General features: G+C 69.1%; 17 protein-coding genes and 2 pseudogenes. 4 read left to right on the top strand and 15 right to left on the bottom strand.

Annotated features, from left to right (window positions below):
* Positions 1-83 precede the first annotated feature (83 nt).
* A pseudogene (locus DL519_RS50405) lies at positions 84-500 on the top strand (MFS transporter); the annotation flags it as partial.
* On the top strand, positions 454-921 hold the full coding sequence (locus DL519_RS28150; protein ID WP_263399729.1) for an alpha-hydroxy-acid oxidizing protein: 468 nt from the start codon (positions 454-456) through the stop codon (positions 919-921). The pseudogene DL519_RS50405 and the gene DL519_RS28150, both read left to right, overlap by 47 nt.
* A gap of 413 nt (positions 922-1,334) precedes the next feature.
* On the opposite strand, the gene DL519_RS28155 is transcribed toward DL519_RS28150, so the two are convergent.
* Both DL519_RS28155 and amaB read right to left on the bottom strand, forming a co-directional pair.
* Positions 1,335-4,187: an FAD-binding and (Fe-S)-binding domain-containing protein gene (locus DL519_RS28155; RefSeq protein WP_190819227.1), complete on the bottom strand. Its 2,853-nt coding sequence runs from the start codon at positions 4,185-4,187 to the stop codon at positions 1,335-1,337.
* Between the two features lie 219 nt (positions 4,188-4,406).
* Complete coding sequence (gene amaB / locus DL519_RS28160) at positions 4,407-5,942, bottom strand: L-piperidine-6-carboxylate dehydrogenase (RefSeq protein ID WP_190819229.1); 1,536 nt, start codon at positions 5,940-5,942, stop codon at positions 4,407-4,409.
* Positions 5,943-6,479: 537 nt separating this feature from the next.
* Between amaB and DL519_RS28165 the strand changes: the two genes are divergently transcribed.
* Positions 6,480-7,436: a LysR family transcriptional regulator gene (locus DL519_RS28165; protein ID WP_190819231.1), complete on the top strand. Its 957-nt coding sequence runs from the start codon at positions 6,480-6,482 to the stop codon at positions 7,434-7,436.
* A gap of 63 nt (positions 7,437-7,499) precedes the next feature.
* Here the strand turns inward: DL519_RS28165 and hglS are convergent, their stop codons facing one another.
* The 4 genes and pseudogenes from hglS to DL519_RS47375 all read right to left on the bottom strand — a co-directional run.
* Positions 7,500-8,831, bottom strand: coding sequence for a 2-oxoadipate dioxygenase/decarboxylase (hglS, locus tag DL519_RS28170; protein ID WP_190819233.1), 1,332 nt, complete (start codon positions 8,829-8,831; stop codon positions 7,500-7,502).
* Positions 8,831-9,982, bottom strand: coding sequence for a Glu/Leu/Phe/Val family dehydrogenase (locus DL519_RS28175; RefSeq protein WP_223839640.1), 1,152 nt, complete (start codon positions 9,980-9,982; stop codon positions 8,831-8,833). Before DL519_RS28175 ends, hglS begins: the two co-directional genes overlap by 1 nt.
* Positions 9,983-10,274: 292 nt before the next feature.
* Positions 10,275-10,484, bottom strand: a complete 210-nt coding sequence (locus DL519_RS47370) for a hypothetical protein (protein WP_223840482.1) — start codon at positions 10,482-10,484, stop codon at positions 10,275-10,277.
* A gap of 55 nt (positions 10,485-10,539) precedes the next feature.
* Positions 10,540-11,022 (bottom strand): annotated as a pseudogene (locus DL519_RS47375) (AfsR/SARP family transcriptional regulator); the annotation flags it as partial.
* Positions 11,023-11,288: 266 nt separating this feature from the next.
* Between DL519_RS47375 and DL519_RS28185 the strand changes: the two are divergent.
* Entirely contained in the window at positions 11,289-12,014 is a 726-nt protein-coding gene (locus tag DL519_RS28185) for a DedA family protein (protein WP_190819239.1), read from the top strand.
* Between the two features lie 169 nt (positions 12,015-12,183).
* Here the strand turns inward: DL519_RS28185 and DL519_RS28190 are convergent, their stop codons facing one another.
* From DL519_RS28190 to panC, 9 genes are all read right to left on the bottom strand, one after another.
* Positions 12,184-14,736 carry an ATP-dependent Clp protease ATP-binding subunit gene (locus DL519_RS28190; protein WP_190819241.1) on the bottom strand — a complete coding sequence of 851 codons (2,553 nt, stop codon included), beginning with the start codon at positions 14,734-14,736 and terminating at the stop codon, positions 12,184-12,186.
* Positions 14,737-14,978: 242 nt separating this feature from the next.
* Positions 14,979-15,854, bottom strand: a complete 876-nt coding sequence (locus DL519_RS28195; protein WP_223839641.1) for an ABC transporter ATP-binding protein — start codon at positions 15,852-15,854, stop codon at positions 14,979-14,981.
* Positions 15,851-16,942 (bottom strand): FecCD family ABC transporter permease, encoded by a 1,092-nt coding sequence (locus DL519_RS28200; RefSeq protein WP_190819243.1) that lies wholly within the window; start codon positions 16,940-16,942, stop codon positions 15,851-15,853. The genes DL519_RS28195 and DL519_RS28200 overlap by 4 nt, the downstream gene beginning before the upstream one ends.
* On the bottom strand, positions 16,939-18,021 hold the full coding sequence (locus DL519_RS28205; RefSeq protein WP_223839642.1) for a FecCD family ABC transporter permease: 1,083 nt from the start codon (positions 18,019-18,021) through the stop codon (positions 16,939-16,941). Before DL519_RS28205 ends, DL519_RS28200 begins: the two co-directional genes overlap by 4 nt.
* 263 nt (positions 18,022-18,284) lie before the next feature.
* Entirely contained in the window at positions 18,285-18,638 is a 354-nt protein-coding gene (locus DL519_RS28210; protein WP_190819245.1) for a histone-like nucleoid-structuring protein Lsr2, read from the bottom strand.
* Between the two features lie 185 nt (positions 18,639-18,823).
* Entirely contained in the window at positions 18,824-20,278 is a 1,455-nt protein-coding gene (lysS, locus tag DL519_RS28215) for a lysine--tRNA ligase (protein ID WP_190824262.1), read from the bottom strand.
* Between the two features lie 254 nt (positions 20,279-20,532).
* Positions 20,533-21,336 (bottom strand): type III pantothenate kinase, encoded by an 804-nt coding sequence (locus tag DL519_RS28220; RefSeq protein WP_190819247.1) that lies wholly within the window; start codon positions 21,334-21,336, stop codon positions 20,533-20,535.
* Positions 21,337-21,624: 288 nt separating this feature from the next.
* Complete coding sequence (gene panD, locus DL519_RS28225; protein ID WP_190819249.1) at positions 21,625-22,101, bottom strand: aspartate 1-decarboxylase; 477 nt, start codon at positions 22,099-22,101, stop codon at positions 21,625-21,627.
* 90 nt (positions 22,102-22,191) lie between these two features.
* Positions 22,192-23,082 (bottom strand): pantoate--beta-alanine ligase, encoded by an 891-nt coding sequence (panC, locus tag DL519_RS28230; RefSeq protein WP_190824263.1) that lies wholly within the window; start codon positions 23,080-23,082, stop codon positions 22,192-22,194.
* Positions 23,083-23,096: the final 14 nt, after the last annotated feature.

Raw genomic sequence — 23,096 nt, forward strand, 5'->3', positions numbered from 1 at the left:
CGGGATGCTGATCAAGAGCCAGCAGGCGCTGCCCGGCGTGGCGATGACGTTCATGTTCCCGCTGACCATGGGCAGCAACGTATCTGCGACTCAAGGCGGCCGAGACCCCTCAGTTCCGGGCCCTCGAGGAGAGCGGTAGGAAGGAGTCCGCTCCGCTGCGCACCGTACTGACCAAGTATCGCGCCGCTGTGCTCATGGTCATGGCGATCGCCGGCCTCAACTCGGTCGCGATGTATACCTTGACCAGCTACATGCCGACCTACCTCAAGGAGAACGTCGGCACGGGCGCGACCACCGCAACCGTCACGACCAGCATCGTGGTCGTGCTGGTGTGCATCCTGGTGCCGTTCTATGGTCTGCTGAGCGACCGCATCGGCCGCAAGAAGGTCCTCATCACCGGCACGGTCGGGCTGGTCGTCGTGGCGGTGCCGTCCTTCCTGATCCTCTCCTCCGGTGCCCCGGGCACGGCCATGCTCGGCCAAGTCATCTACATCCTGCCGTTCGGCTGCGTCGCCGCGATCCGATGCCGGGATGACGTGGGAGCGACTGACCGCGCTGTGCACGGAGCTCAGCCTCCCGCTGATGGTGAAAGGCATCCTGCGGCCCGACGACGCCGAGCGGGCGATCGCTACTGGTGCGGCCGGGGTCATCGTGTCCAACCACGGAGGGCGCAACCTCGACTCGTTGCCGGCCACCGCCGATGCCCTCCTGCGGGTCGCCCGCCGGGTCGGTGGTCGGGTGCCGGTGCACGTCGACGGTGGCATCCGGTCCGGCGGCGACGTCCTCAAGGCCCTGGCCCTCGGTGCCGACGCGGTGCTGATCGGCCGCCCCTATCTGTGGGGTCTCTCCGTCGCCGGGCGGAGGGCGTACGGCAGGTGGTCACCCGGCTCCGGGTGGAGCTGGAGATGGCCATGGCCCTGAGCGGCCTGCGGACAATCTCGGAGATCGACCATGACGCCCTGTGGGACTGACGCTCCGGTACCCGCCGCTGGCCTCGTGGGTCTCGGGCTCGCTCCACCGGCAGGAGCCGACTTCCTCACGCAGCGTCTGACCGAGGCGATCAACGGGAGCGTAACCTACCGCAATAGCCGCACCAGCGGTGTCCTACCGGCAGTGCCTGCCCGCTCGTCGTGCCCGACATCGAGGACGGTCTTCACCTCGCCGCCGGCTGCCTCCCCGCCCCACCTCAGCCCGGGTCGTTCGCATCCGTGACACCCTCAGGCTCGAGGAGATTCGACATCTCCTCGATCCTTGCTCGACGACTGCGGCGACGACGTCGAGCTGATCTGGCGGCCGACGGCACGCAGCGACCACACCGGACACGACGTACGCCATCACACGCGGGAGGCGAACAGCTCCGCCAGGTGCATGGTGGGCACGCCAGCGAGGTCGTCGAGCTGGACCCGGCAGGACATCCCGTCCGCGAGCACGACGGCGTCGGGGTTGGCTCGGACGGTCGGCAGCAGGTGCGTCTCCGCGACGGCCACCGAGACCTCGTAGTGGCCCTGCTCGACGCCGAAGTTCCCGGCTAGGCCGCAGCAACCCGGCACCCTCGTGACCTTGGCGCCGGCCTTCGTCAGCAGCGCCTCGTCGGCGGTCCACCCGAGCACCGCGTGCTGGTGGCAGTGCGGCTGGGCGACGACGTCGACCCCGCTCAGGTCGGGCAGCGGGAGGCCCAGCTTCGTCACCAGCTCGGCGAAGGTGAGCAGCCCCTCAGCCACGACCTTCGCCACTGACGGGTCGCCGAGCTCCAGCGAGTCCGAGCGCAGCGTGGCCGTGCAGGACGGCTCCAGACCGAGCACCGGCACACCGCTGGCGACGTAGGGAACGAGGGTACGCACGGTGCGGTCCATGATCCGCCGAGCCTGGTCCAGCTGGCCGGTGGTGATCCAGGTGAGGCCGCAGCAGGCCTTGTCACCGATCACCTTCACGGTCAGGCCGTGCGCCTCGAGGAAGCGGATCGCGCCGTGGCCGGACTGCGCGAAGAAGTGGTCGGTGAACGAGTCCGCCCAGATCCATACGTCGGGGGTTTCGTCAGGTGCGACCGACTTACGCCGGGAGGACAACGTCGCCGTTTTCGCGGAGCTCTTGAGCGACTTCTTCGCGAACGTCGGTATCGAGCGACGCTGATCGATACCGGCGGTCTTCTTGGCGAGCTTCGCGATCGGCTTCCACCTCATCGACGCGTTGGCCAACCGCGCGATCGGACCCGCGAGCCGCGCCCACATCGGCAGCTTGCCGAGCACGAAGTGGGAGCGCGGCCGACGCTGCTTGCCCCCGCCAGGGGCGTCGTGCTTCTGGTAGAGCACCTCTGATTTGTAGGTCGCCATGTCGACGCCGCTCGGGCAGTCGGTCGAGCAGCCCTTGCACGCCAGACAGAGGTCGAGCGCCTCCCCCACCGCCTCGTCGCCGAGCCCGTCGACCAGCCCGCCGTCGAGGGCCTCCTGCAGCACCCGTGCGCGACCGCGGGTGGAGTCTTTCTCCTGCCGGGTAGCGAGGTAGGAGGGGCACATGACGGCGCCGGTCTTCGGGGCGACGCACTTGCCGACGCCCGTGCAGCGGTGGACCGCCGCGCCGAGGTCACCGTCGTCGTGGATCAGGTTGAGACCGCGCCGCCGGGGCAGCGTGACCGGCCGGACCGGACGCAGGTCGTCGGTGATCGCCGCGGGCTCGACGATGTTGCCAGGATTCATTAGGTTCTCGGGGTCGCAGATCTCCTTGGCAGCCCGGAACAGCGCGACCGAGTCGGCGTCGTACATGATCGAAAGCAGCTCGGAGCGGACCCGGCCGTCGCCGTGCTCACCGGACAGCGAGCCGCCGTACTCGCTCAGCTTCACCGCGCACGCCGTCATGAAGTCGCGGAACACCTGGGCGCTCCCCGGGTCGCCGGGCGCGAACGGGAAGTCGATGCGGCAGTGGATGCAGCCGTCACCGAAGTGGCCGTACGGGTAGCCCTGCAGCCCGTGGCCGCGCAGGAGTTCGTCGAAGTCGCGCAGCCAGGCGCCGAGGTAGGCCGGCGGGACCGCGGAGTCCTCCCAACCCGAGTACGCCGGGGTCGGCAGCGAGCGGCCCGCCAGGCCGGCGCCGTCCTCGCGGATGCGCCACAGCGCCGCGGCCTCGGCCACGTCGGTCACCACCCGGGTGTCGAGCGCCCCACCGACACGTCGCAGTGACTCGACGAGCGCCGGTGCGTCCGCCCCGGCGACCTCCGCGAACAGCCAGCCACCGCCGCGCGGCAGCTCCGGGATCGGCTTGCCCTGGGCCCGGACCAGCTCGACGATGCGCGCGTCCATGCCCTCGCACGCGATCAACCTGCCGGGTGCCGCGGCCAGCAGGGCCGGGACCGCGTCGGCGGCCTCGAACATCGAGGCGTAGCCCAGCACCAGGAGCAGCCGGGCCGGCTCGTCCTCCACGAGGCGTACGGTCGCCTCCAGGACGGTGCCCAGCGTGCCCTCGCTGCCCACCAGGAAGCGCTCGACCCGACGACCGTTCTCGGGCAACAGGTGCTCGAGACTGTAACCGCTCACCTGGCGCCCGAACCGGCCAAAGGTGGTCCGGATGTGGGCGAGGTGGTTATCGGTCAGCGCCGCCAGCCGGCTGGCTGTGGCCGAGGAAGGCCGAAGGCCTGTCTCGAAACCACCGGCAGCGAAACTCGCGGTCTCGCCGTTGCCGAAGAGCACCGTGACCGCCTCGACGTTGTCGGCGGTGCGTCCGTAGCCCAGCGCGCGCGAGCCGCAGGCGTTGTTGCCGATCATCCCGCCGATGGTGCACCGCGGGTGGGTGGAGGGATCCGGACCGAAGCGAAGCCCGTACGGCGCGGCCGCGCGCTGCAGATCGGCGTGGACGACCCCGGGGCCGACGGTGGCGGTCCGGGACTCCGGATCGACGTGGATCCGGCGCAGGTCACGGGTGTCAACCACGATCCCGGGGCCGATCGCGTTGCCCGCGATGGAGGTCCCGGCGCCGCGCATCGTCAGCGGCACGCCGAGCTCACGGGAGACCTCGTGGACCGCGTGGAGCTCGCCGGTGTGCTGGGCACGGACGACGACCTGCGGGATGACCCGGTACAGGCTGGCGTCGGAGGAGTACAGCGCCCGGCCGAGCGTGGAGTCGTCGACCTGCGCGACGCCCCGCCCGCGCAGCTCCGCGGCGACGTCGCGCGCCGTGTCCACCGGTGCCTGACTCATTCGTCCTCCCGCGGGGCCTATCGCCCGATCGTCTTCCATCCACACCATCCGGGGCGCACTACCAGGAGTCCCGGGGGCAGTTGCCCACCAGGCGCCCGGCACTTCTGCGGTGGCCCGTGGTTTTGGACGCCCCAGCGACACCTCGTCGCGCGTGCAATCTCGCCATGCCCGGGGGCACGGCCCCGGTGTCAGTCACCCACGAAGCCGACCGTCCCTGGATCAAACCGAGAAGTCGACCCCTTGGGCCAGCGGCAGCTCCCCGGAGTAGTTGATCGTGTTGGTGGCCCGGCGCATATAGGCCCGCCAGGCGTCGGAGCCGGACTCGCGGCCACCGCCGGTCTCCTTCTCGCCTCCGAACGCACCACCGATCTCCGCTCCGGAGGTGCCGATGTTGACGTTGACGATGCCGCAGTCGGACCCCTCGGCGGAGACGAAAAGCTCGGCCTCGGCCTGGTCGCGGGTGAAGATCGAGGACGACAGGCCCTGCGGGACGTCGTTGTTGAGGGCGATCGCCTCCTGGATGTCGTCGTAGGTCATGACGTAGAGCAGCGGCGCGAAGGTCTCGGTCCGCACGATGCTGGTCTGGCCGGGCACAGTGACGATCGCCGGCTTGACGTAGTACGCGTCCGGTGCGACGTCGGTGAGGACCCGCTCTCCTCCGGCCACGGTCTTACCGCCCTCGGTCTCCGCCTGGCTCAGCGCCGCAGCCATGGCGTCGTACGCCTGCCCGTGGACGAGGGGGCCGACCAGGGTGCCGTCGGCCATCGGGTTGCCGATCGGCAGCCGGCCGTACGCCTCAACCAGCCGCTCGGTGAGTTCCTGTGCCACCGAGGTGTGCACGATGACGCGGCGCATGGTGGTGCAGCGCTGGCCGGCGGTACCGGCTGCGGCGAAGACGACACCGCGCAGGGTCAGGTCGAGGTCGGCCGACGGCGCCACGATGGCAGCGTTGTTGCCGCCAAGCTCGAGCAACGACCGCCCGAACCTGTTGGCGACCCGTGGGCCGACCGCCTTGCCCATCCGGGTGGAACCGGTGGCGCTTACCAGGGCCACACCAGGATGGTCGACCAGCGCCTCGCCGATCTCCGGACCACCGACGACGACCTGCGAGACATCGGCAGGGGCGCCGCACTCCTTCAGCGCCTGATCGAGCAGCGCGGCGGAGGCCCTCGCGCAGAGCGGCGCCTGCTCGGACGGCTTCCAGATCACGGTGTCGCCGCAGACCAGGGCGACCGCGGTGTTCCAGGACCAGACCGCGACTGGGAAGTTGAACGCGCTGATCACGCCGACCACGCCGATCGGGTGCCAGGTCTCCATCAGCCGGTGACCGGGCCGCTCCGATACCGCGGTGCGGCCGTAGAGCTGGCGCGAGAGGCCGAGCGCGAAGTCGCAGATGTCGATCATCTCCTGGACCTCTCCGAGCGCCTCGGAGGTGATCTTGCCTACCTCGAGGCTGACGAGGGTGGCCAGGTCGGACTTGTGCTCGGTCAGCAGCTCTCCGAATCGCTTGATGACCGCGCCGCGTGCCGGGGCCGGGACCTTGCGCCACGCGAGGTAGGCGGCATGGGCACGGGACACCGCGTCGCCCACCACGGAGATCTCGTCCCAGCGGACGCCGCCGAGGTCGCCTCCGTTGACGGGTGAGCGGTGGGCCTGGCCACCCGCGATCGTTGCGGTGTCGACGCCGCAGGCTTCCGCAGCCTGCAGGGCCTGGGCTCCCAGGATCTCGGCGGTGGGGATGTCGGTACGGGACATGGTGAGGATCAGCTCCTTGTTGCGATGAATCAGCAGTCAGTGGTGGCGTGCGTCAGGCAATGTTGAGTTCCGGCCTGGCCCCCCACCCGCTGAACCGGTTCGGTGTCCATCGCATTCGCCTCGACGATTGGTTCGCGGTCCAGGCAGAGGTCGCGGAGGACCTCTCCGATCGCGGGGCCCATCAGCAAGCCATGGCCGGAAAACCCGCAGGCGTAGACGAATCCGGGGGATCGACCGCGAGTGGCCGATAAGTGCCACGCCCCGCTCGAACGTAGCGAGGTCGGCCCGGTCGTCGACGGGGGCGAGATAACCGGCGGTACTGACCCCCATGACACCGCCCCTGCTGACGACGACGTCAGCAGACGCAGGCAGCGTACGGGTTTGCTTCATGCCACCATCCTGTCGTCGTGCCCGGACGTTCGGAAGAGCCAACGGACGAAAGGTCGTGAGGCTTCCTTAAGTATCGCTTGCCCTGGGTTCACGAGGCGATACGCTCTGATCGGCGATCTGCACGGACGGATGTGCTTAGGTCTTCTCATGCTCAATCCCCTTCAGCTGCAAACGCTGCAGACAGTCCTGCGTACGGGCTCGTTCGCGGACGCCGCGAGGGAGCTTGGTTACACCGGGTCGGCCGTCTCGCAGCAGATCTCCGCGCTGGAGCGCGCCACTCAAACCCAACTTTTCGAGCGCGGGGCGCACGGAGTCAGCCCGACCGCCATGGCGGTCTTCGTGGCTGAGCGAGCCAACCAGGTGCTCGGCCAGCTGCGTACGCTCGAGGACGACATCGTCCTGCGGCAGAGTGGCGTCATCGGACAGATCCGCGTCGGGTGCTTCCCCACCGCCGCCGAGCGGCTGCTTCCCGCCGCGCTCTCCCGTTTCCGCTACACCCATCCTGCCGTGGCGGTGCACCTCGACGAGGGTGAGCCTGGTGAGCTGTTCGACCTGTTGGAGGCCTGCGAGCTCGACGTCGCTGTCATTTACCGGTACGGCGCGGTGCCCCACCGTCTTCCCAGGGAGTTCGACTCCGAGCTGTTGATCCGCGAAGGGCTCTACCTGCTCGTGCCCGATGGCCATCCGCGGCTCAGGAGCGGCGAGACGATCGGGCTCGAAGATCTCCGTGACGACGCCTGGATCACCTCCCGAGTCGGCACGGCCGGGGCCTCGGCTCTGCGCAGGCTCTGTGCCCGAGCGGACTTCGCCCCCGCCATCACGCACCGCAGCAACAACTACGACGTGATCCACGGCCTGGTCCGTGCCGGGCTGGGTATCGCGGTCGTGCCGGAGCTCGGTCGCCGGCAGACGGACGGTGTCCGCTGTCTGCGGGTAGACGGCGAGCACGCCTACCGGGAGGTGCTGGCGCTGCGCTCCCGCGCGCTTGCGGACGGCGCCTGGAAGGGCGTGCTCGCCGCGCTGGGCAGCGCGACAGCGGCACTCGGGTCACCCAGTCACACCGAGCCCGTCGTGCTCGTGCCCGGTGAGCTGACGACCCCGTGACCACCTGCTGACCACCGCTGGCCAAGGTCTGCGTCGTCCCTCCCCGGGACGACCGGCTCCGTGTCATCCGCCGAGCAACTCCAGGGCGGCCCTCAACGAGGCCCGGCTCTCTGCGGCGTACAGGTCCTCCGGGACGTTGACCGGGCGACCGATCTGCTCCGACATCCAGGCGATGTCACGTTCGGCGCCGCCTTGGGCGGAGTCCATGCTGCCGCTGCGGGACAGGTTGGAGGCGAAGATCCCCGCCGCAGAGCGCGGGAGGAAGTCCTCGTAGACGATCGGGTCCGGCGCCAGCCATCCACCGGCAACGAGCTCGACCGGGGTCGCGTCCGCGGGCGGCGGCGCGACGGGGCGGTCGTCGGCGACTCGATATGTGAAGTACGCCAGTCCCCGATCGTGCAGCTCGCGCTCACTGTCCGGCATGTGGTCGGCCCAGTGCTCCTGGTCGGCCATGGCGGCGTCGTAGAGGTCCCGACCGGCCCGCGTGAGCGCGATCCCGCGGGCCTCGACCTCACCGAACCGCACCCGCATCGTGCCGGCGACGATCGAGCCGTCGGCCTCCCGGTACTTGCGTGGCTCCGCGAGTGCCCGGAAGGAGGTCTGACGCAGCAGAACGTCCGGACCGTCCCAGCGGGGTGGCCCCTGGATCTTGTCGATCATCTCAATCCCGCGAGCCTGCATGCTGGCGTAGAGGTCGTCGATGTCGAGCACCCGCGGGGTGAGGTGGTTGATGTGCGTGGAAGTGACCCCGCCGATGTCCGCGGCAACTCCGGAAACCCGTTGCAGCTCGTCGTGCCAGGCGCGGTCTACCGGCTGGTCGGAGAGCGCGAAGGAGCTGGTGGCAAGGTCGAGAAAGCGTTCGGCTTCGGCCTCCTCCAGGCCGCCGTCGGCCTCGGCCTGGTCGGCCAGCTCCAGCAGCTCGGGGGCGAAGAGCCGGCGGCAGGCGATGAACTCCTTCAGCCGCCGCTCGAGATCGGCGTCGAAGAAGCGCCGGTCCTCCGGCACCAGCATGCTGGTGAAGACCCGGAAGGGATTCGCCGCCAGCTCCTCCCGCTCGATGGGCCGGAACGCGGTGGAGATCACCGGGATGGGCTGGGGGTGGGCGTCACGCAGGTCGTAGAAGCCGGTGGGACTCATTCCGAGTGCGTCGAAGATGCTGGCCACCTGGGCGAGCTCGGCCGGGCTCCCGACCCGGATGGCGCCGTGGCGCTCCGCGGTCACCCGAGCGATCGAGCCGAGCCGCTCGGCATCGGTACCGTCCCGCTCCAGGACGCGCCCGTTCACCTCGTGGGCGACCTCGAGCAGCGTCGTATAGGCCGGCACCTCGGCGCCGTAGAGGTCGGAGAGCCGACCTGCGAACCGGGCTCGCAGGGTGGTCGAGCTGACGAAGGTCATCACTTCTCCTGCGGAAGTCGGCCACGCAGTCGCATGGCCGCTCGTACGCGCTCCTGAGCCAGCGCCTGGGCCGCCGCGTGCGAGGTGACCAGCCGGCGACGCGACTCCTCGAGGACAGTCACCACGTTGGCGCGGATCTTGGTCGAGATCATGGGGAAGACCGCAGCAGGGTCGACAGTGAACGGGGAGTACCTCGCATCCATCGAGTGGGCCGCGGCGACGATCCCGCCGGCATTGGCGATGAAGTCGGGGACCACCGGGATACCCCGGGCGTGCAGCACCTCACGGGCCACCGGCGTGGTCGGCAGGTTGGCTCCCTCCACAATGAGCTTCACCCCCGTCTCGGTGGCCAGGTCCTTGTCGATCACGTCCTCGAGGGCGGCCGGGACGAGGATGTCGGCGTCCACGGCGAGCACCGCCTCGGCAGCCTCGACCGGGGTCCCGTAGCGCTGGACGCAGGCGTCACCGTGCTCCTCCCTGAGAGCGAGGAGCCGCGCGCAGTCGAGGCCCTCCGGGTCGAGGACGGCACCGTGCGCCGTGGCCACCGCGACAATGGCCGCGCCGAGCTCAACCAGCCGCTCGACAGCGGCGAACCCGACCGCCCCGAAGCCCTGGACAGCCACCCGGGCGCCAGCCAGCGGCAACCCGATGGCCTGGGCAGCGGCGTCGACGGCCTCGGCCACGCCGAAGCCGGTGACACCGAGTTCGTCGTACGGCAGACCTCCCAGGGCACGGGGCATCCCGACTGCGGCACCGATGTCCCCGAGCTCGTCAGCGAGGATCGCGGCGTCACACTCGGTGAGCCCCATGTCGAGCCCGAAGACGTACTCGTTCGGGACCTCGTTCCTGAGCGCCCGGGCGAAAGCCCGCAGGATCCCCTCCTTGTCGGGGCTGTTCGGGTCGCCGAGGATGCCGGCCTTGGCGCCGCCGTGGAACAGGTCCACCGCCGCCCACTTCCACGTCATCGTGCGCGCCAGCCGGGCCACCTCGCGGATGGAGAGCGCCGCACTCATCCGGGTGCCGCCCTTCCCCATGCCGCGGGCTGAGTTGTCGATGACCAGGACGCCTTTCATGCCCGTACGCCGGTCGGAGACGCACACGACCTTCTCGGGACCCCACTCGTCGATGAGATCGAAGGTATCGTTCAGCAAGTTCGTCGCTCCTAGGATCAGGATGGTGAGATCCATCCTGGGACCGCGGATCTGCAGTCCGCTAGGTCGCCAGACCGCGTCTCTTGCGCGGGAGGGCAAGCAGAACTTGTGCTCGGCTCGCCGGTGTGGCCAGGCGCTACATCCCAGCGAATGCGAGGGTCGAACGGATGCACTCAGACGCGAGCTTCTCTTCGAGCTTCAGGCGATAGTCGGGCACATCGGCGACCCCGCCGATCGTGTAGACGATCTCCTGCGCGTCACGAAGCGGTCAGCATCGTGCGGGTTGACCCGCTCACAGCGAGATGAGCCGGAGGCGGTCGATTGCTGCCGTGGCGTCGGCATTGAAGTCGGCCTGATTGCGTCCGCCAGGGAGCACGGAGCGCCCTCCCGCTCGGGCTTCGAGAAGGAGAGCTTCGACTCCTCCGGTCTCGGGCCGGATGCGGACACCTGTCATCACACGGCGCATCGGGTCGTGCTGGTCGACGCCCAAAAGCTCGGACATCGAGCGCATCCGCCTGCCTACCGCACGCGAAAAGCGCGCGAATGCGCAACGCCGTGAGCCGCTCGCGCAGCGGAAAACGCCCGCAAAGCCCCTCGAGCTCAGGCACCAGATCGGCATGCCGACCAGCACGCAAATCGGCATCCACCCGGTCCTCAACCGAAGCGAGCCGCAGCTCCTCCAACCGCGCGGCCTGCACCTCGGCGAACGGCGCGTCGACGAAGTCGACGAGCGCACCCCCACGCCACAACGCCAGCGCCTCGCGGAGCGCGGCGGCGGCGGCATCGACGCGGCCGGCGCGGAGCAAGCGGCGGCCCTCGGCCGCGAGCGCAGCGAAGCGGTTGGCGTCGACGTCGCCGGGATCGACCTGGAGGGCGTAGCCCGCACGCCCGGCGCCTGCAGTTAATTGCTTCGCCAACTCGACCCGAACCCAACAGCCCGTTCGCCCAACCACCCGAGACGAACGGCCCGTCCACCCCGAACCCGCCAGAGGCTGCACCCAAACCCGCCAGGCGATCTGAGGCGAACGGCCTGTCCACATCGCTAGGCGGAGTCAACGGTCCGTTCGCTTCATCCGGCTCCCGGCGCGAACGGACCATTCGCGCCACCAAACGAGGCGAACAGGCCGTTCGCGCCGATGGACGGAGCGACGCACCGGCTATGACATAGACCACCGACGCTCGGGCGGGAAGGTTGCTGCGGGCTGGAATCATGGAATAAACGGACATACTGCCGATCAGTCGTCCCGCAGTTGCGGCTCGCGTGCTCGCGGCCGCCTGCGGGGCGCGCAATCCCGGAGTCGCTCGCATGGATCTGACGACGTTAGCCGCCACCTCCGCCGAACCGACCGGCTTCACCGCCTGGGTGATCGCGGTGATGGAAGCGCTCGGCGGTCCCGGCGCCGGGCTGATCATCGCGCTGGAGAACCTGTTCCCGCCGCTGCCCAGCGAAGTGATCCTGCCGCTGGCCGGGTTCACCGCCAGCCAGGGCAGCATGTCGCTGATCGGCGCGATCCTCTGGACCACGCTCGGCTCGCTGGTGGGCGCGCTGGCGCTCTACGGGATCGGCGCGAGGCTCGGCCGCGAGCGCACCCGCGCCATCGCCGCGAAGATCCCGCTGGTCAAGATCTCCGACATCGACAAGACCGAGGCCTGGTTCGCCAAGCACGGCGTCAAGGCGGTGTTCTTCGGGCGGATGATCCCGCTGTTCCGCAGCTTCATCTCGCTGCCTGCCGGGGTCGAGCGCATGCGCCTGACCGCGTTCGTCCTGTTCACCACGCTCGGCAGCCTGATCTGGAACACCGTCTTCGTGCTGGCGGGCTACCTGCTGGGCCAGCACTGGTACCTGGTCGAGGAGTACGCGGGCCTGTTCTCCCGAGCGGTCCTGATCACGGCGATCCTGACGGTCGCGGCGTTCATCGTGATCCGCATCCGCAACAACCGGCGCGAACGCGAGCTGTCGGAAGCCCCCACGGTCCGGCTCGCCCGGGTCAGCGCCAACGCCCCCACCGAAGAAATCCACCGCATCCGCTGACCTCGTCCGGCCCGAGGTGAGGGGCACCCTTGAGCGCCTGTGCCGCCCGTGCGTGATTTCAGGCGCCATAGCACCCGAAAACACTCACGGACCCCGACCGGCCGAACCCAGCTCCGGCGATAGCAGAAGGCCCCGCGCCCTAGTGGACGCGGGGCCTTCTGGTGGTACGTCAGGCGGACTCGGTGTCCGTGCCCTCCTGCTTGTCGTCGGAGCTCGCCGAGACCGCGACCGGCGGGGCGTCCGGGACCAGCGACGGCTTCTGCTCGCCGCGGAAGGTGAAGTGGGCCTTGTCGTCGGCTCCTTCGCCGTCCCAGCCCTCGACGTCGACAATCACGATCTGGCCCGGCTGGACCTCGCCGAAGAGGATCTTCTCGGACAGCTTGTCCTCGATCTCCCGCTGGATCGTCCGGCGCAGCGGCCGCGCACCCAGCACCGGGTCGAACCCGCGCTTGGCCAGCAACTTCTTCGCCTTGTCCGTCAGCTCCATGCCCATGTCCTTGGCCTTGAGCGCCTTCTCCACCCGGCCCGAGAGCAGATCAACCATCTGGATGATCTGGGCCTCGGTGAGCTGGTGGAACACGATCACATCATCGATGCGGTTGAGGAACTCCGGCCGGAAATGCTTCTTCATTTCCTCGTTGACCTTGTTCTTCATCCGCTCGTAGTTGGAATCGGCGCCCTGACCACTGGAGAAGCCCAGACCAACAGCCTTGGAGATGTCCTGCGTACCGAGGTTCGAGGTGAAGATCAGCACCGTGTTCTTGAAGTCCACCGTCCGGCCCTGACCATCGGTCAGCCGGCCGTCCTCCAACACCTGCAACAGCGTGTTGTAGATCTCCTGGTGGGCCTTCTCGATCTCGTCGAAGAGCACCACCGAGAACGGCTTGCGCCGCACCTTCTCGGTGAGCTGACCACCCTCCTCGTAACCGACGTACCCGGGCGGGGCACCGAAGAGCCGCGACGCGGTGTAGCGGTCGTGGAACTCGCCCATATCGATCTGCACCAGCGCGTCGTCGTCACCGAAGAGGAACTCCGCCAACGCCTTGGACAGCTCCGTCTTCCCGACACCCGAGGGACCGGCGAAGATGAACGACCCCGACGGACGCTTCGGGTCCTTCAGGCCCGCACGGGTGCGGCGGATCGCCTGCGACACGGCCTTGACCGCGTCGTCCTGGCCGATGATGCGCTTGTGGAGCTCGTCCTCCATGCGCAGCAGCCGGGTCGTCTCCTCCTCGGTGAGCTTGAACACCGGGATACCCGTCCAGTTCGCCAGCACCTCGGCGATCTGCTCGTCGTCGACCTCGGCGACCACGTCCAGGTCACCGGCCTTCCACTGCTTCTCCCGCTCCTCCTTCTGGCCGAGGAGTTGCTTCTCCTCGTCCCGCAGGCGGGCGGCCCGCTCGAAGTCCTGCGCGTCGATCGCGGACTCCTTCTCCCGACGCACATCAGCGATCTTCTCGTCGAACTCCCGCAGGTCCGGCGGCGCGGTCATCCGGCGGATCCGCATCCGGGCACCGGCCTCGTCGATCAAGTCGATCGCCTTGTCAGGCAGGAACCGGTCGTTGATGTAGCGGTCGGCCAGAGTCGCCGCCGCCACCAGCGCCGAATCCGTGATCGACACCCGGTGGTGCGCCTCGTAGCGGTCCCGCAGACCCTTGAGGATCTCCACCGTGTGCTGCAACGACGGCTCACCGACCTGGATCGGCTGGAACCGGCGCTCCAACGCCGGGTCCTTCTCCACGTACTTGCGGTACTCCTCCAGCGTGGTGGCACCAATGGTCTGCAACTCACCACGGGCCAGCATCGGCTTGAGGATGCTCGCCGCATCAATCGCGCCCTCGGCGGCACCCGCACCCACCAGAGTGTGGATCTCGTCGATGAACAAGATGATGTCGCCGCGGGTCTTGATCTCCTTGAGCACCTTCTTCAAGCGCTCTTCGAAATCACCGCGGTAACGCGAACCAGCGACCAGCGACCCCAGATCCAGGGTGTAGAGCTGCTTGTCCTTCAGCGTCTCGGGCACCTCGCCCTTGACGACCTTCTGCGCCAAGCCCTCCACGACCGCCGTCTTACCGACACCGGCCTCACCGATGAGCACCGGGTTGTTCTTGGTGCGCCGCGAGAGGACCTGCATGATCCGCTCGATTTCCTTCTCCCGGCCAATCACCGGGTCCAGCTTGCCCTCGCGGGCGCTCTGCGTCAGGTTCCGCCCGAACTGGTCCAGCACCAGCGACGACGACGGCGTGCCCTCACCGCGGCCACCGGCCTCAGCAGGCTCCTTGCCCTGGTAACCCGACAGCAACTGCAGCACCTGCTGACGCACCCGGTTCAAATCCGCACCAAGCTTGACGAGCACCTGCGCGGCCACGCCTTCGCCCTCGCGGATCAGCCCGAGCAGGATGTGCTCCGTGCCGATGTAGTTGTGGCCGAGCTGCAGCGCCTCGCGCAGCGACAGCTCCAGCACCTTCTTGGCCCGTGGGGTGAACGGGATGTGTCCGCTGGGGGCCTGCTGCCCCTGGCCGATGATCTCCTCGACCTGTTGGCGCACGCCCTCAAGCGCGATACCCAGCGACTCCAACGCCTTGGCGGCGACACCCTCACCCTCGTGGATCAAGCCCAGGAGAATGTGCTCGGTGCCGATGTAATTGTGGTTGAGCATCCGGGCCTCTTCTTGGGCCAGGACGACCACCCGCCTCGCGCGGTCGGTGAACCTCTCGAACATTCGCACTCCCTGACTGCTGCGCCGGCGGTCTCGTTCCGGGACATGGCTCCTGCATCGCCGATGCCCACGACGGGTTCAGCACTCTTGGGGACCACTGTAGTAGCCCCACCCGGTCGCGGTCCGTGCCCGCTACGGCCTACTGCCCACATTCTTGTCCGGCACCCTGACCAACGACCCGCTGGCCTGCGGGATTCCGGATTTCGACCGATCGGATGGCCCTGTCCGCTCAGCGCGAACAGACCCTACGAGCTGGACTCGGCGGACGCACCACGTCGGCCGCCGATCGGGACCACCATCGGGGTACCCGCCACGGGATCAGCAATCACCCGCGCGTTCAGCTCGAAAACCTCGGCCAACAACTCCTCGGTGAGCACGTCACCCGGCTCGCCCTCGGCGACGATCGCGCCGCCCTTCATCGCCACCAGCCGGTCGGCGTAGCGGGCGGCCAGGTTCAGGTCGTGCAGCACCATCACGACCGTACGGCCGCTCTCGTCGTGCAGCCGCCCGACGAGCTCCAGCACGTCCACCTGGTGGGACAGGTCGAGGTAGGTGGTCGGCTCGTCGAGCAGCAGCAGGTCGGTGCCCTGCGCCAACGCCATGGACAGCCAGGCGCGCTGCCGCTGGCCGCCGGAGAGCTCGTCCAGGGTGCGGTCGGCGAGGTCCTCGATGCCGGTCATGCCCAGCGCCTCGGCCACCGCCGACTCGTCGTCCGAGGACCACTGCCGGTACCAGGACTGGTGCGGGTGCCGACCGCGGGCGACCAGGTCGGCAACGGTCAGGCCCTCGGGCGCCACCGGCGACTGCGGCAGCACCCCGAGCACCTTGGCGACCTCCTTGGTGGACAGCTTGTGGATCTGCTTGCCGTCCAGCAGCACGCTGCCGCGCTTCGGGTGCAGCAGGCGCCCCAGCGCGCGCAGCAGCGTCGACTTGCCACAGCCGTTCGGGCCGATCACCGCGGTGATGGTGCCGTCCACGACGTCGAAGTCCAGGCCGTCGACGATGACGCGGTCGCCGTAGGCCAGCTGCAGGTCGCTGGCGTGCAGCCGCTGCCGTTCCCCGTTGGTCGACACGGCGCGCTGGTCCTCAGCCTTCTCGCTGGACGTGGCGGATGCGGTCATGCGCGGACCTCCCGATACCGACGGACGAGCAGGTAGATCAGGTACGGAGCGCCGAGGATGGCGGTGATGATGCCGACCGGGAGCTCCATGCCGCCGAAGGCGGTCCGGGAGATCACGTCGGAGCCGACGACCAGCGCGGCGCCCAGCACCGCCGAGGTGAGCAGCGGCGGGCGCGAGGTGCGCGCGACGCGCAGCGCGATCTGCGGGGTGGCCAGCGCGACGAACTGGATCGGCCCGGCCGCGGCGGTGGCGATCGACGCCAGCGCGACCGAGGCCAGCAGCAGCGCGCCGCGCGAGAAGTCCATCCGGACGCCCAGCCCGCGCACCGTGTCGTCGTCGAACTGCAGCGCCCCGAGCACGTGCGTGCCGATCAGCGTCAGCGGGATCAGCACGACGAGGGCGATAGCCACCGGGATCACGTGCTCCCAGCCACGCGCGTTGAGGCTGCCCGTCAGCCACACCATGGCCCGGCTCGCGTCGGTGACGTCGCCGACGGTCAGCAGCCAGTAGGTCGCGTTACCCGCCAGCGCGCTGACACCGACGCCGACCAATACCAGCCGGAAGGAGTCCACGCCGCGGCGGTAGGCCAGCGCGTAAACCGCGATGCCGGTGATCAGCCCGCCCGCCAGCGCCACCAGCGGCAGGCCGTAGTTCGCCAGCGTGCCCGCGAGGCTGCCCGCCGTGCCGCCGAGCACGATCACCAGGGTCGCGGCGGTGCCCGCGCCCCAGGTGATGCCGAGCATGTCCGGGCTGGCCAGCGGGTTGCGGGCGAGCGCCTGCATGATCGCCCCGGAGAGGCCGAGCGCGGCGCCGACCAGCAGACCGGTCAGCGACCTCGGCAACCGTAGCTCCCAGATGATGATCTGCTGCGCCCGGTCGCCGCCGCCGACCAGCGTGTTGAGCACCTCCGGCGGGCTGATCTGGTACTCGCCGAGGCCGACGTTGAGCACGAAGGCCGCGAGCAGCACGACCAGGCCGCCCAGCAGCGCCACCAGGGGCCGCCAGCGCAGCACCCCGGAGAACGGGCCGAGCCGGACCGGTCGGCGACCGGCGATGCCTGACTGCTCGTTGTCGAGAACCCGGGTCACAACCGCACCAACTTCCGGCGGCGCACGAGCGCTATGAAGAACGGCGCGCCGACCATCGCCAGCATCACCCCGACCTGCACCTCGGACGGCCGCGCCACGATCCGGCCGAGCACGTCGGCGAGCAGCACCAGCGACGCGCCCAGCAGCCCGGCGAATGGGAGCAGCCAGCGGTAGTCGGCGCCGGTGAAGAAGCGGGCCACGTGCGGCACGATCAGCCCGACGAACCCGATCGGCCCGCAGATCGCGACCGCCCCGCCCACCAGGATCGCGATCCCGGCGATGCCCGCCCGGCGCGCCCACTCGACGCGGTGGCCAAGCGAGCGGGCCACGTCGTCGCCCAGCGACAGGGCGTTGAGGCTGGACGCGTTGGCCAGCGCCAGCCCGACGCCCACCACCAGGAACGGCAGCACCTGCGGGATCACCGTGGTGTCGGTGATCGCGATGGATCCGACCTTCCAGAACCGGTAGGTGTCCATGGTCTGCTGGTCGGAGATCACCAGCGCCGAGGTGATGGCCTGCAGCAGGTGGCTGATCGCGGTGCCGGCCAGCGCCAGCGCCACCGGTGTCGGGCCGCCGCGGCCGAGGGAGCCGATCGCGAACACCGCGAGCGCGCCCAGCAGCGCGCCGGCGAAGCCGAACCAGATGAAGCCGAGCAGCGTGGTGACGCCGAAGGTGTAGACCGCGAGGACGACGGCCAGCGCCGCGCCCTGCGTGATGCCGAGGATGCCGGGGTCGGCGATCGGGTTGCGGGTGTGGCCCTGCATCAGCGCGCCCGCCAGGCCCAGCGCCGCGCCCGCGAGGACGCCGACGATCGTGCGCGGCACCCGCAGCTCGCGGATGATCAGGTCGTTCTCGGTACCGGTGGGCGCGAACAGCCCGGCCCACACGTCCTGCAGCGGGATCGTCTTGGCCCCGATCACCACGCTGAGCACGCAGGCGACCACCAGCACGACCAGCAGGACCGCGATGCCGATGACCCGGCGGCGCCGGCGTTGTCGCAGGCGGGTGCCGCCGGCGGACGTGGGTGCCGCACCGTGCCCGGATGCGCGACGGCTGCCGACGGCCACGCTGCGACTCACGTCCCACTCCCTCTGCCACTCGTCCGGACCGCACTTAGGTTAGGCCCACCTAAGGCTGAACCAACAGGGTGGTGCGGATTGTCCGATGTCACATGTCGGCGCCCGGCGACGCCGGGAGCATCCGGGAAAAAGGGCAACGGAGGCGACAATCGGACAGGATCTCGCGCGCTTTTCCGCCCGCTAAGCGGTGAATAGAGTTATCCGAACGCAACGAGGGGCGTTCGCCGGCTGGTGAGCCCGGCAAACGCCCCTCGGCGGTTACTTCAGTTCGCCTGGTGGTACTGCTCCACGATGTCGGCGGGGATACGACCCCGGTCCGACACCTTCAGGCCGCGCTTGCGAGCCCATTCCCGAATGGCCTGGTTCTGCTCGCGATCGGCACTCGTGGAACCGCCGGCGGAACGCGGCGCGGCACCCGGGCGCGGCCCCGGCTTCTTGCGGCCGCCGGCCCGACGCGCGTTGGAGACGTAGTTCGCCAGGGCATCCCGCAACTCGCCGGCATTGTCGACGGAAAGGTCGATCTGGTAGGCGACGCCGTCCAATCCGAACTCAACGGTTTCGTCGGCCTGCCCGCCGTCCAGATCGTCGACAAGAGTGACAGTGACCTTCTGCGCCATCTTCGAAGTCCTCCCCGGAGCCAAAATTGTGCAATAGCGGGACGGCGACCATCCGCCAGGAGCGCAACTCCCTTGCGAGTACGTCAATAGCCGTCACCGGAACATTCTGAGCTCAGGTTAGCGCAGCAACTGCCCTATTGCACTCACCCGGACCGGAAAATTCACCGGTGTCCGCCCTGATCGGGTCATTCCGGGCGGACCAGCGGGAAGAGGATCGTCTCCCGGATACCCAGCCCGGTCAACGCCATCAACAACCGGTCGATACCCATTCCGACCCCACCGCTGGGTGGCATTCCGTACTCCAGCGCGCGGAGAAAGTCCTCGTCGATCGGCATGGCCTCGTCATCACCCGCGGCCGCGAGAGCGGCCTGCTCCTCGAGCCGGGCGCGTTCCACGACCGGGTCGACGAGTTCGGAGTATCCGGTGGCCAGCTCGAACCCGCGAACGTACAGGTCCCATTTCTCCGCCAACCCCGGCTCGCTGCGGTGTTGCCGGGTCAACGGCGAGGTCTCCACCGGGAAGTCGCGAACGAAGGTGGGCGCGGTCAAATGATCGCCTACCAGGTGTTCCCACAGCTCCTCGACGAGCTTTCCGTGACCGTGCGCGGGATCGGTCTGCAATCCGTAGGAGTCCGCGTGCTTGCGCAACGCCTCGACCGAAGTTTCCGGAGTGATCTCCGAATCCAGCGCTTCCGACAAGGAGTCGTACATCCTGATCGACGCCCACTCGCCGGACAAGTCGTACTCGGTCCCGTCGAACCAGGTGACCACCTGCGAACCCGCGACCGCTTCGGCCGCTTCCTGGATCAGCGACCTGGTGAGCGCGGCCATGTCGTCGTAATCCGCATAGGCCTGGTAGAACTCCAACATCGCAAACTCGGGTGAGTGGGAAGAATCACTACCCTCGTTGCGAAAGTTCCGGTTGATCTCGAAAACCTTCTCGATCCCGCCGACGACGCATCGCTTCAGATACAACTCCGGCGCGATCCGCAGGAACAGGTCCATGTCGAAGGCGTTGGAATGCGTCGTGAACGGACGCGCGGCGGCACCGCCTTGCAACGTCTGCAACATCGGGGTTTCCACCTCGACGAAACCGCGCCGATTGAACGAATCGCGCAGCGAACGCTGCATCGCGGCGCGAGTGCGCACCGTGTCGGCGGCCTGCTTGCGGACGATCAGGTCGACGTAGCGCTGCCGGACCCGCGTCTCCTCGCCGAGGTCCTTGTGCATCACCGGCAGCGGGCGCAGCGTCTTGGCCGCCATCCGCCACTCGTCGGCCATCACGGACAGCTCGCCGCGCCGGGAGGTGATCACCTCGCCGTGCACGAAGACGTGGTCGCCGAGGTCCACGTCGCTCTTCCAGGACGCCAGGGCATCCTCGCCGACCTGCTTGAGGCTGAGCATCGCCTGCAGCTCGGTGCCGTCGCCGGCGCGCAGCGTGGCGAAGCAGAGCTTTCCGGTGTTGCGCAAGAACATCACGCGGCCCGCGACGCCGACCTGCTCGCCGGTGGCGGTGTCGGACGCCAGGTCCTGGTGGGCGGCGCGCACCTGGGACAGGCTGTGCGTGATCGGCAGGTTCACCGGGTACGGGTCGACTCCGGCGGCGAGCAGGCGCTCCCGCTTCTCCCGCCGGATCCGCATCTGTTCCGGCAGGTCGTCGACGCCATCAGCGCTGGTTGCCGGGGAGGTGGGAAGGTCCTGGTCAGTCACGGCCCCCAAGGGTACGTTTCGCCCTCCCACCACCCACCACCAGGAGCACTTTCAGCGGTTGACCTGTTCCCGCTCGGCCCCGCTGCGGTGCGAGCGCTGGAACCTCGGACGCCTTCCCGACTCCGGGCTCCCCGATTCGCGCACGACCAGTCCTCGCGGATCCCGACGAGTCGGGACCTCCGGTGTCAGCGGAAGTTCCGGTCGAAGACGAGGCGGAGGCCGAGGAGGGTCAGGTCCGGAACGTGGTGGGTGATCGTCGTCGACTCGGCCACCACCAGCGGGGCCAGGCCGCCGGTGGCGATGACAGTGGTGGGGCCGCCGTGGGTGGACTCCAGCTCCGCGACGATGCGGCGCACCAGGCCGTCGACCTGACCCGCGAAGCCGAACAGGATGCCGGACTGCAGGCACTCCACGGTGTTCTTGCCGATCACCGATCGCGGCCGGACCAACTCGACCTTGCGCAGCTGCGCGGCCCGCGAGGCCAGCGCGTCCAGGGAGATCTCGATGCCCGGGGCGAACGCGCCGCCCAGGAACTCGCCCTTGGCCGAGATGACGTCGATGTTCGTGGAAGTGCCGAAGTCGACCACCGCGCAGTTGGTCGCGTGCAGGTGGTGCGCCGCCAGGGTGTTGATCACCCGGTCCGCGCCGACCTCCTTCGGGTTGTCCACCAGCAGCGGCACCCCGGTGCGCACGCCCGGCTCGACGACCACGCGCGGCACGTCACCCCAGTAGCGGCCCAGCATGACGCGGAGTTCGCGCAGCAGGGCGGGCACTGTGGACAGCGCCGCGATGCCGGTGATCTCGTCCGCGTAGTCCCCGAGCAGCCCGCGCATCGTCAGCGCCATCTCGTCGGCGGTCATCCGCGGCTCGGTACGCATCCGCCAGTCCCGCACCAGCGTCGTGGCGACGTCGGCGTCCGCGACCTCGGGGCGGTCGGCGTAGAGGCCGAGCACGATGTTGGTGTTTCCGACGTCGATGGCGAGCAGCACCGTCGTTGGTCCCTTCGGTTGTCAGCGATCACGCCGGCGGCGGCCCCGCCGCGCTCGGCTGGGCTCTGACGTCAGGCAAGCGCCGCTTTCTCCTTCACCGCGCACTCAACTCGCACCGCCGCGGGTTCTCAGACGTCGCGACGACAGCCCACACCCCGAGTTCTTCTCGCGAGGACAGCCCCGAAGCCGCGTGTTACTGGACATCGGGGATCCCGCAGTCGAGAGGGCGTCCGCGGTTCCCCTACCCGCACCGCCACGCATACCGACCACGAACCCTCCCCGCAAAGCTCAGTGCTCCGGCTGTTGCAGGAGGGCGTCGAGCTTCGCGGCGTCGTCCGTCTCGGCCGTCGGGTCGGCGAGCACCGCCGCGCTGGTAAGACCCGAACCCGCCGGGGCGCTGCCCGGGTCCTCGCCCCGCTCCAGGATCCGGTTGTCCGCGTCGACGAAGATCACCTTCGGCCGCACCGAACGCGCCTCCATCTCGTCCATCACGCCGTAGGACAGCAGGATCACGATGTCGCCGGGCTCGATCAGGTGCGCGGCGGCGCCGTTGATGCCGATCACCCCCGAGCCACGCTCGCCGGTGATCACGTAGGTCTCCAGCCGCGCGCCGTTGGTGACATCGACGATGGCGACCTGCTCGCCTTCCAGCAGGTCCGCGGCATCCATCAGGTCGGCGTCGACGGTCACCGAACCGACGTAGTGCAGATCGGCCTGGGTCACCGTGGCGCGGTGGATCTTGGACTTCAGCATGGTGCGGAACATCGCAGACCTCCTACTGCTGATACCGCGGTTTGCCGACGTATCTTGCGCGACGCCCGATCCGTCTCGACGGGCACCCGCGCGTTCGCCGCTTCACCTCTGTTCGGACACGCCGGGGCTGCCCAGCAGCACCAGCGCGTTGTCGATCAACCTCGTGGATCCGACCTTGGCCGCCACCAGCAGCCGCGCCTCACCCTCTGCCGGGACCGGGCCCAGCTCGGTGTCGCGCAGCTCCAGGTAGTCGACATCCACCGACGGCTCCGTGGCCAGCACCGCACCGGCGGCGTTGAGCGCCGCATCCGCTCCCGCCGCCGCGGCGTGCGCCGCGGCCGTCAGCGACGCGGAGAGCACCAGCGCCGCCTCCCGCTGCTCGGCGTTGAGGTAGGCGTTGCGGGAGGACAGCGCCAAGCCGTCCGCTTCCCGCACGGTGGGGATGCCCTGGATCCGGGCGTCCAGGTTCAGCTCCCGCACCATCCGGCGGAGCAGCACGAGCTGCTGGTAGTCCTTCTCGCCGAAGAACGCCAGGTCCGGCCGCACGATGTTGAGCAGCTTCAGGACCACGGTGAGCATCCCGTCGAAGTGCCCCTGCCGGGAGGCGCCCTCCAGCTGCACGCCCAGCGGTCCGGAGTGGACGGTGATCTGCGGGTCGGGGCCGTACATCGTGTCGACCGACGGCGCGAAGACCAGCTCCACCCCGGCTGCCCGGCACGCTTCCAGATCGGACTCGAAGGTGCGCGGGTAGCGGTCGAAGTCCTCGTTCGGCCCGAACTGCAGCGGGTTCACGAAGATCGACACGACGGTGACGGCGTTGATGTCCCGGGCCCGGCGGATCAGCTCCAGGTGGCCGCGGTGCAGCGCGCCCATCGTCGGCACCAGGTGGATCCGGCGGCCGGTGGCCCGCAGGGCGCGGGTGACCCTGGCCAGTTCGGTGGGCTCGCGGTGCACGGTCAGCTCGCCCCGCGCGAAACCCGGGCTTTCGCTCATGACGACTCCAGTGT

The sequence above is a fragment of the Saccharopolyspora pogona genome (assembly GCF_014697215.1).
Classification (GTDB): Bacteria; Actinomycetota; Actinomycetes; order Mycobacteriales; family Pseudonocardiaceae; genus Saccharopolyspora; species Saccharopolyspora hattusasensis.

Bases quoted from the DNA above. Each gene is read 5' to 3' on its own strand.
- DL519_RS28155 (WP_190819227.1), bottom strand. From the start codon at position 4,187: ATGAGTCAGGCACCGGTGGACACGGCGCGCGACGTCGCCGCGGAGCTG.
- amaB (WP_190819229.1), bottom strand. From the start codon at position 5,942: ATGTCCCGTACCGACATCCCCACCGCCGAGATCCTGGGAGCCCAGGCC.
- DL519_RS28165 (WP_190819231.1), top strand. From the start codon at position 6,480: ATGCTCAATCCCCTTCAGCTGCAAACGCTGCAGACAGTCCTGCGTACG.
- hglS (WP_190819233.1), bottom strand. From the start codon at position 8,831: ATGACCTTCGTCAGCTCGACCACCCTGCGAGCCCGGTTCGCAGGTCGG.
- DL519_RS47370 (WP_223840482.1), bottom strand. From the start codon at position 10,484: ATGTCCGAGCTTTTGGGCGTCGACCAGCACGACCCGATGCGCCGTGTG.
- DL519_RS28185 (WP_190819239.1), top strand. From the start codon at position 11,289: ATGGATCTGACGACGTTAGCCGCCACCTCCGCCGAACCGACCGGCTTC.
- DL519_RS28190 (WP_190819241.1), bottom strand. From the start codon at position 14,736: ATGTTCGAGAGGTTCACCGACCGCGCGAGGCGGGTGGTCGTCCTGGCC.
- DL519_RS28195 (WP_223839641.1), bottom strand. From the start codon at position 15,854: ATGACCGCATCCGCCACGTCCAGCGAGAAGGCTGAGGACCAGCGCGCC.
- DL519_RS28210 (WP_190819245.1), bottom strand. From the start codon at position 18,638: ATGGCGCAGAAGGTCACTGTCACTCTTGTCGACGATCTGGACGGCGGG.
- lysS (WP_190824262.1), bottom strand. From the start codon at position 20,278: ATGCGGATCCGGCGGGAGAAGCGGGAGCGCCTGCTCGCCGCCGGAGTC.
- panD (WP_190819249.1), bottom strand. From the start codon at position 22,101: ATGTTCCGCACCATGCTGAAGTCCAAGATCCACCGCGCCACGGTGACC.
- panC (WP_190824263.1), bottom strand. From the start codon at position 23,082: ATGAGCGAAAGCCCGGGTTTCGCGCGGGGCGAGCTGACCGTGCACCGC.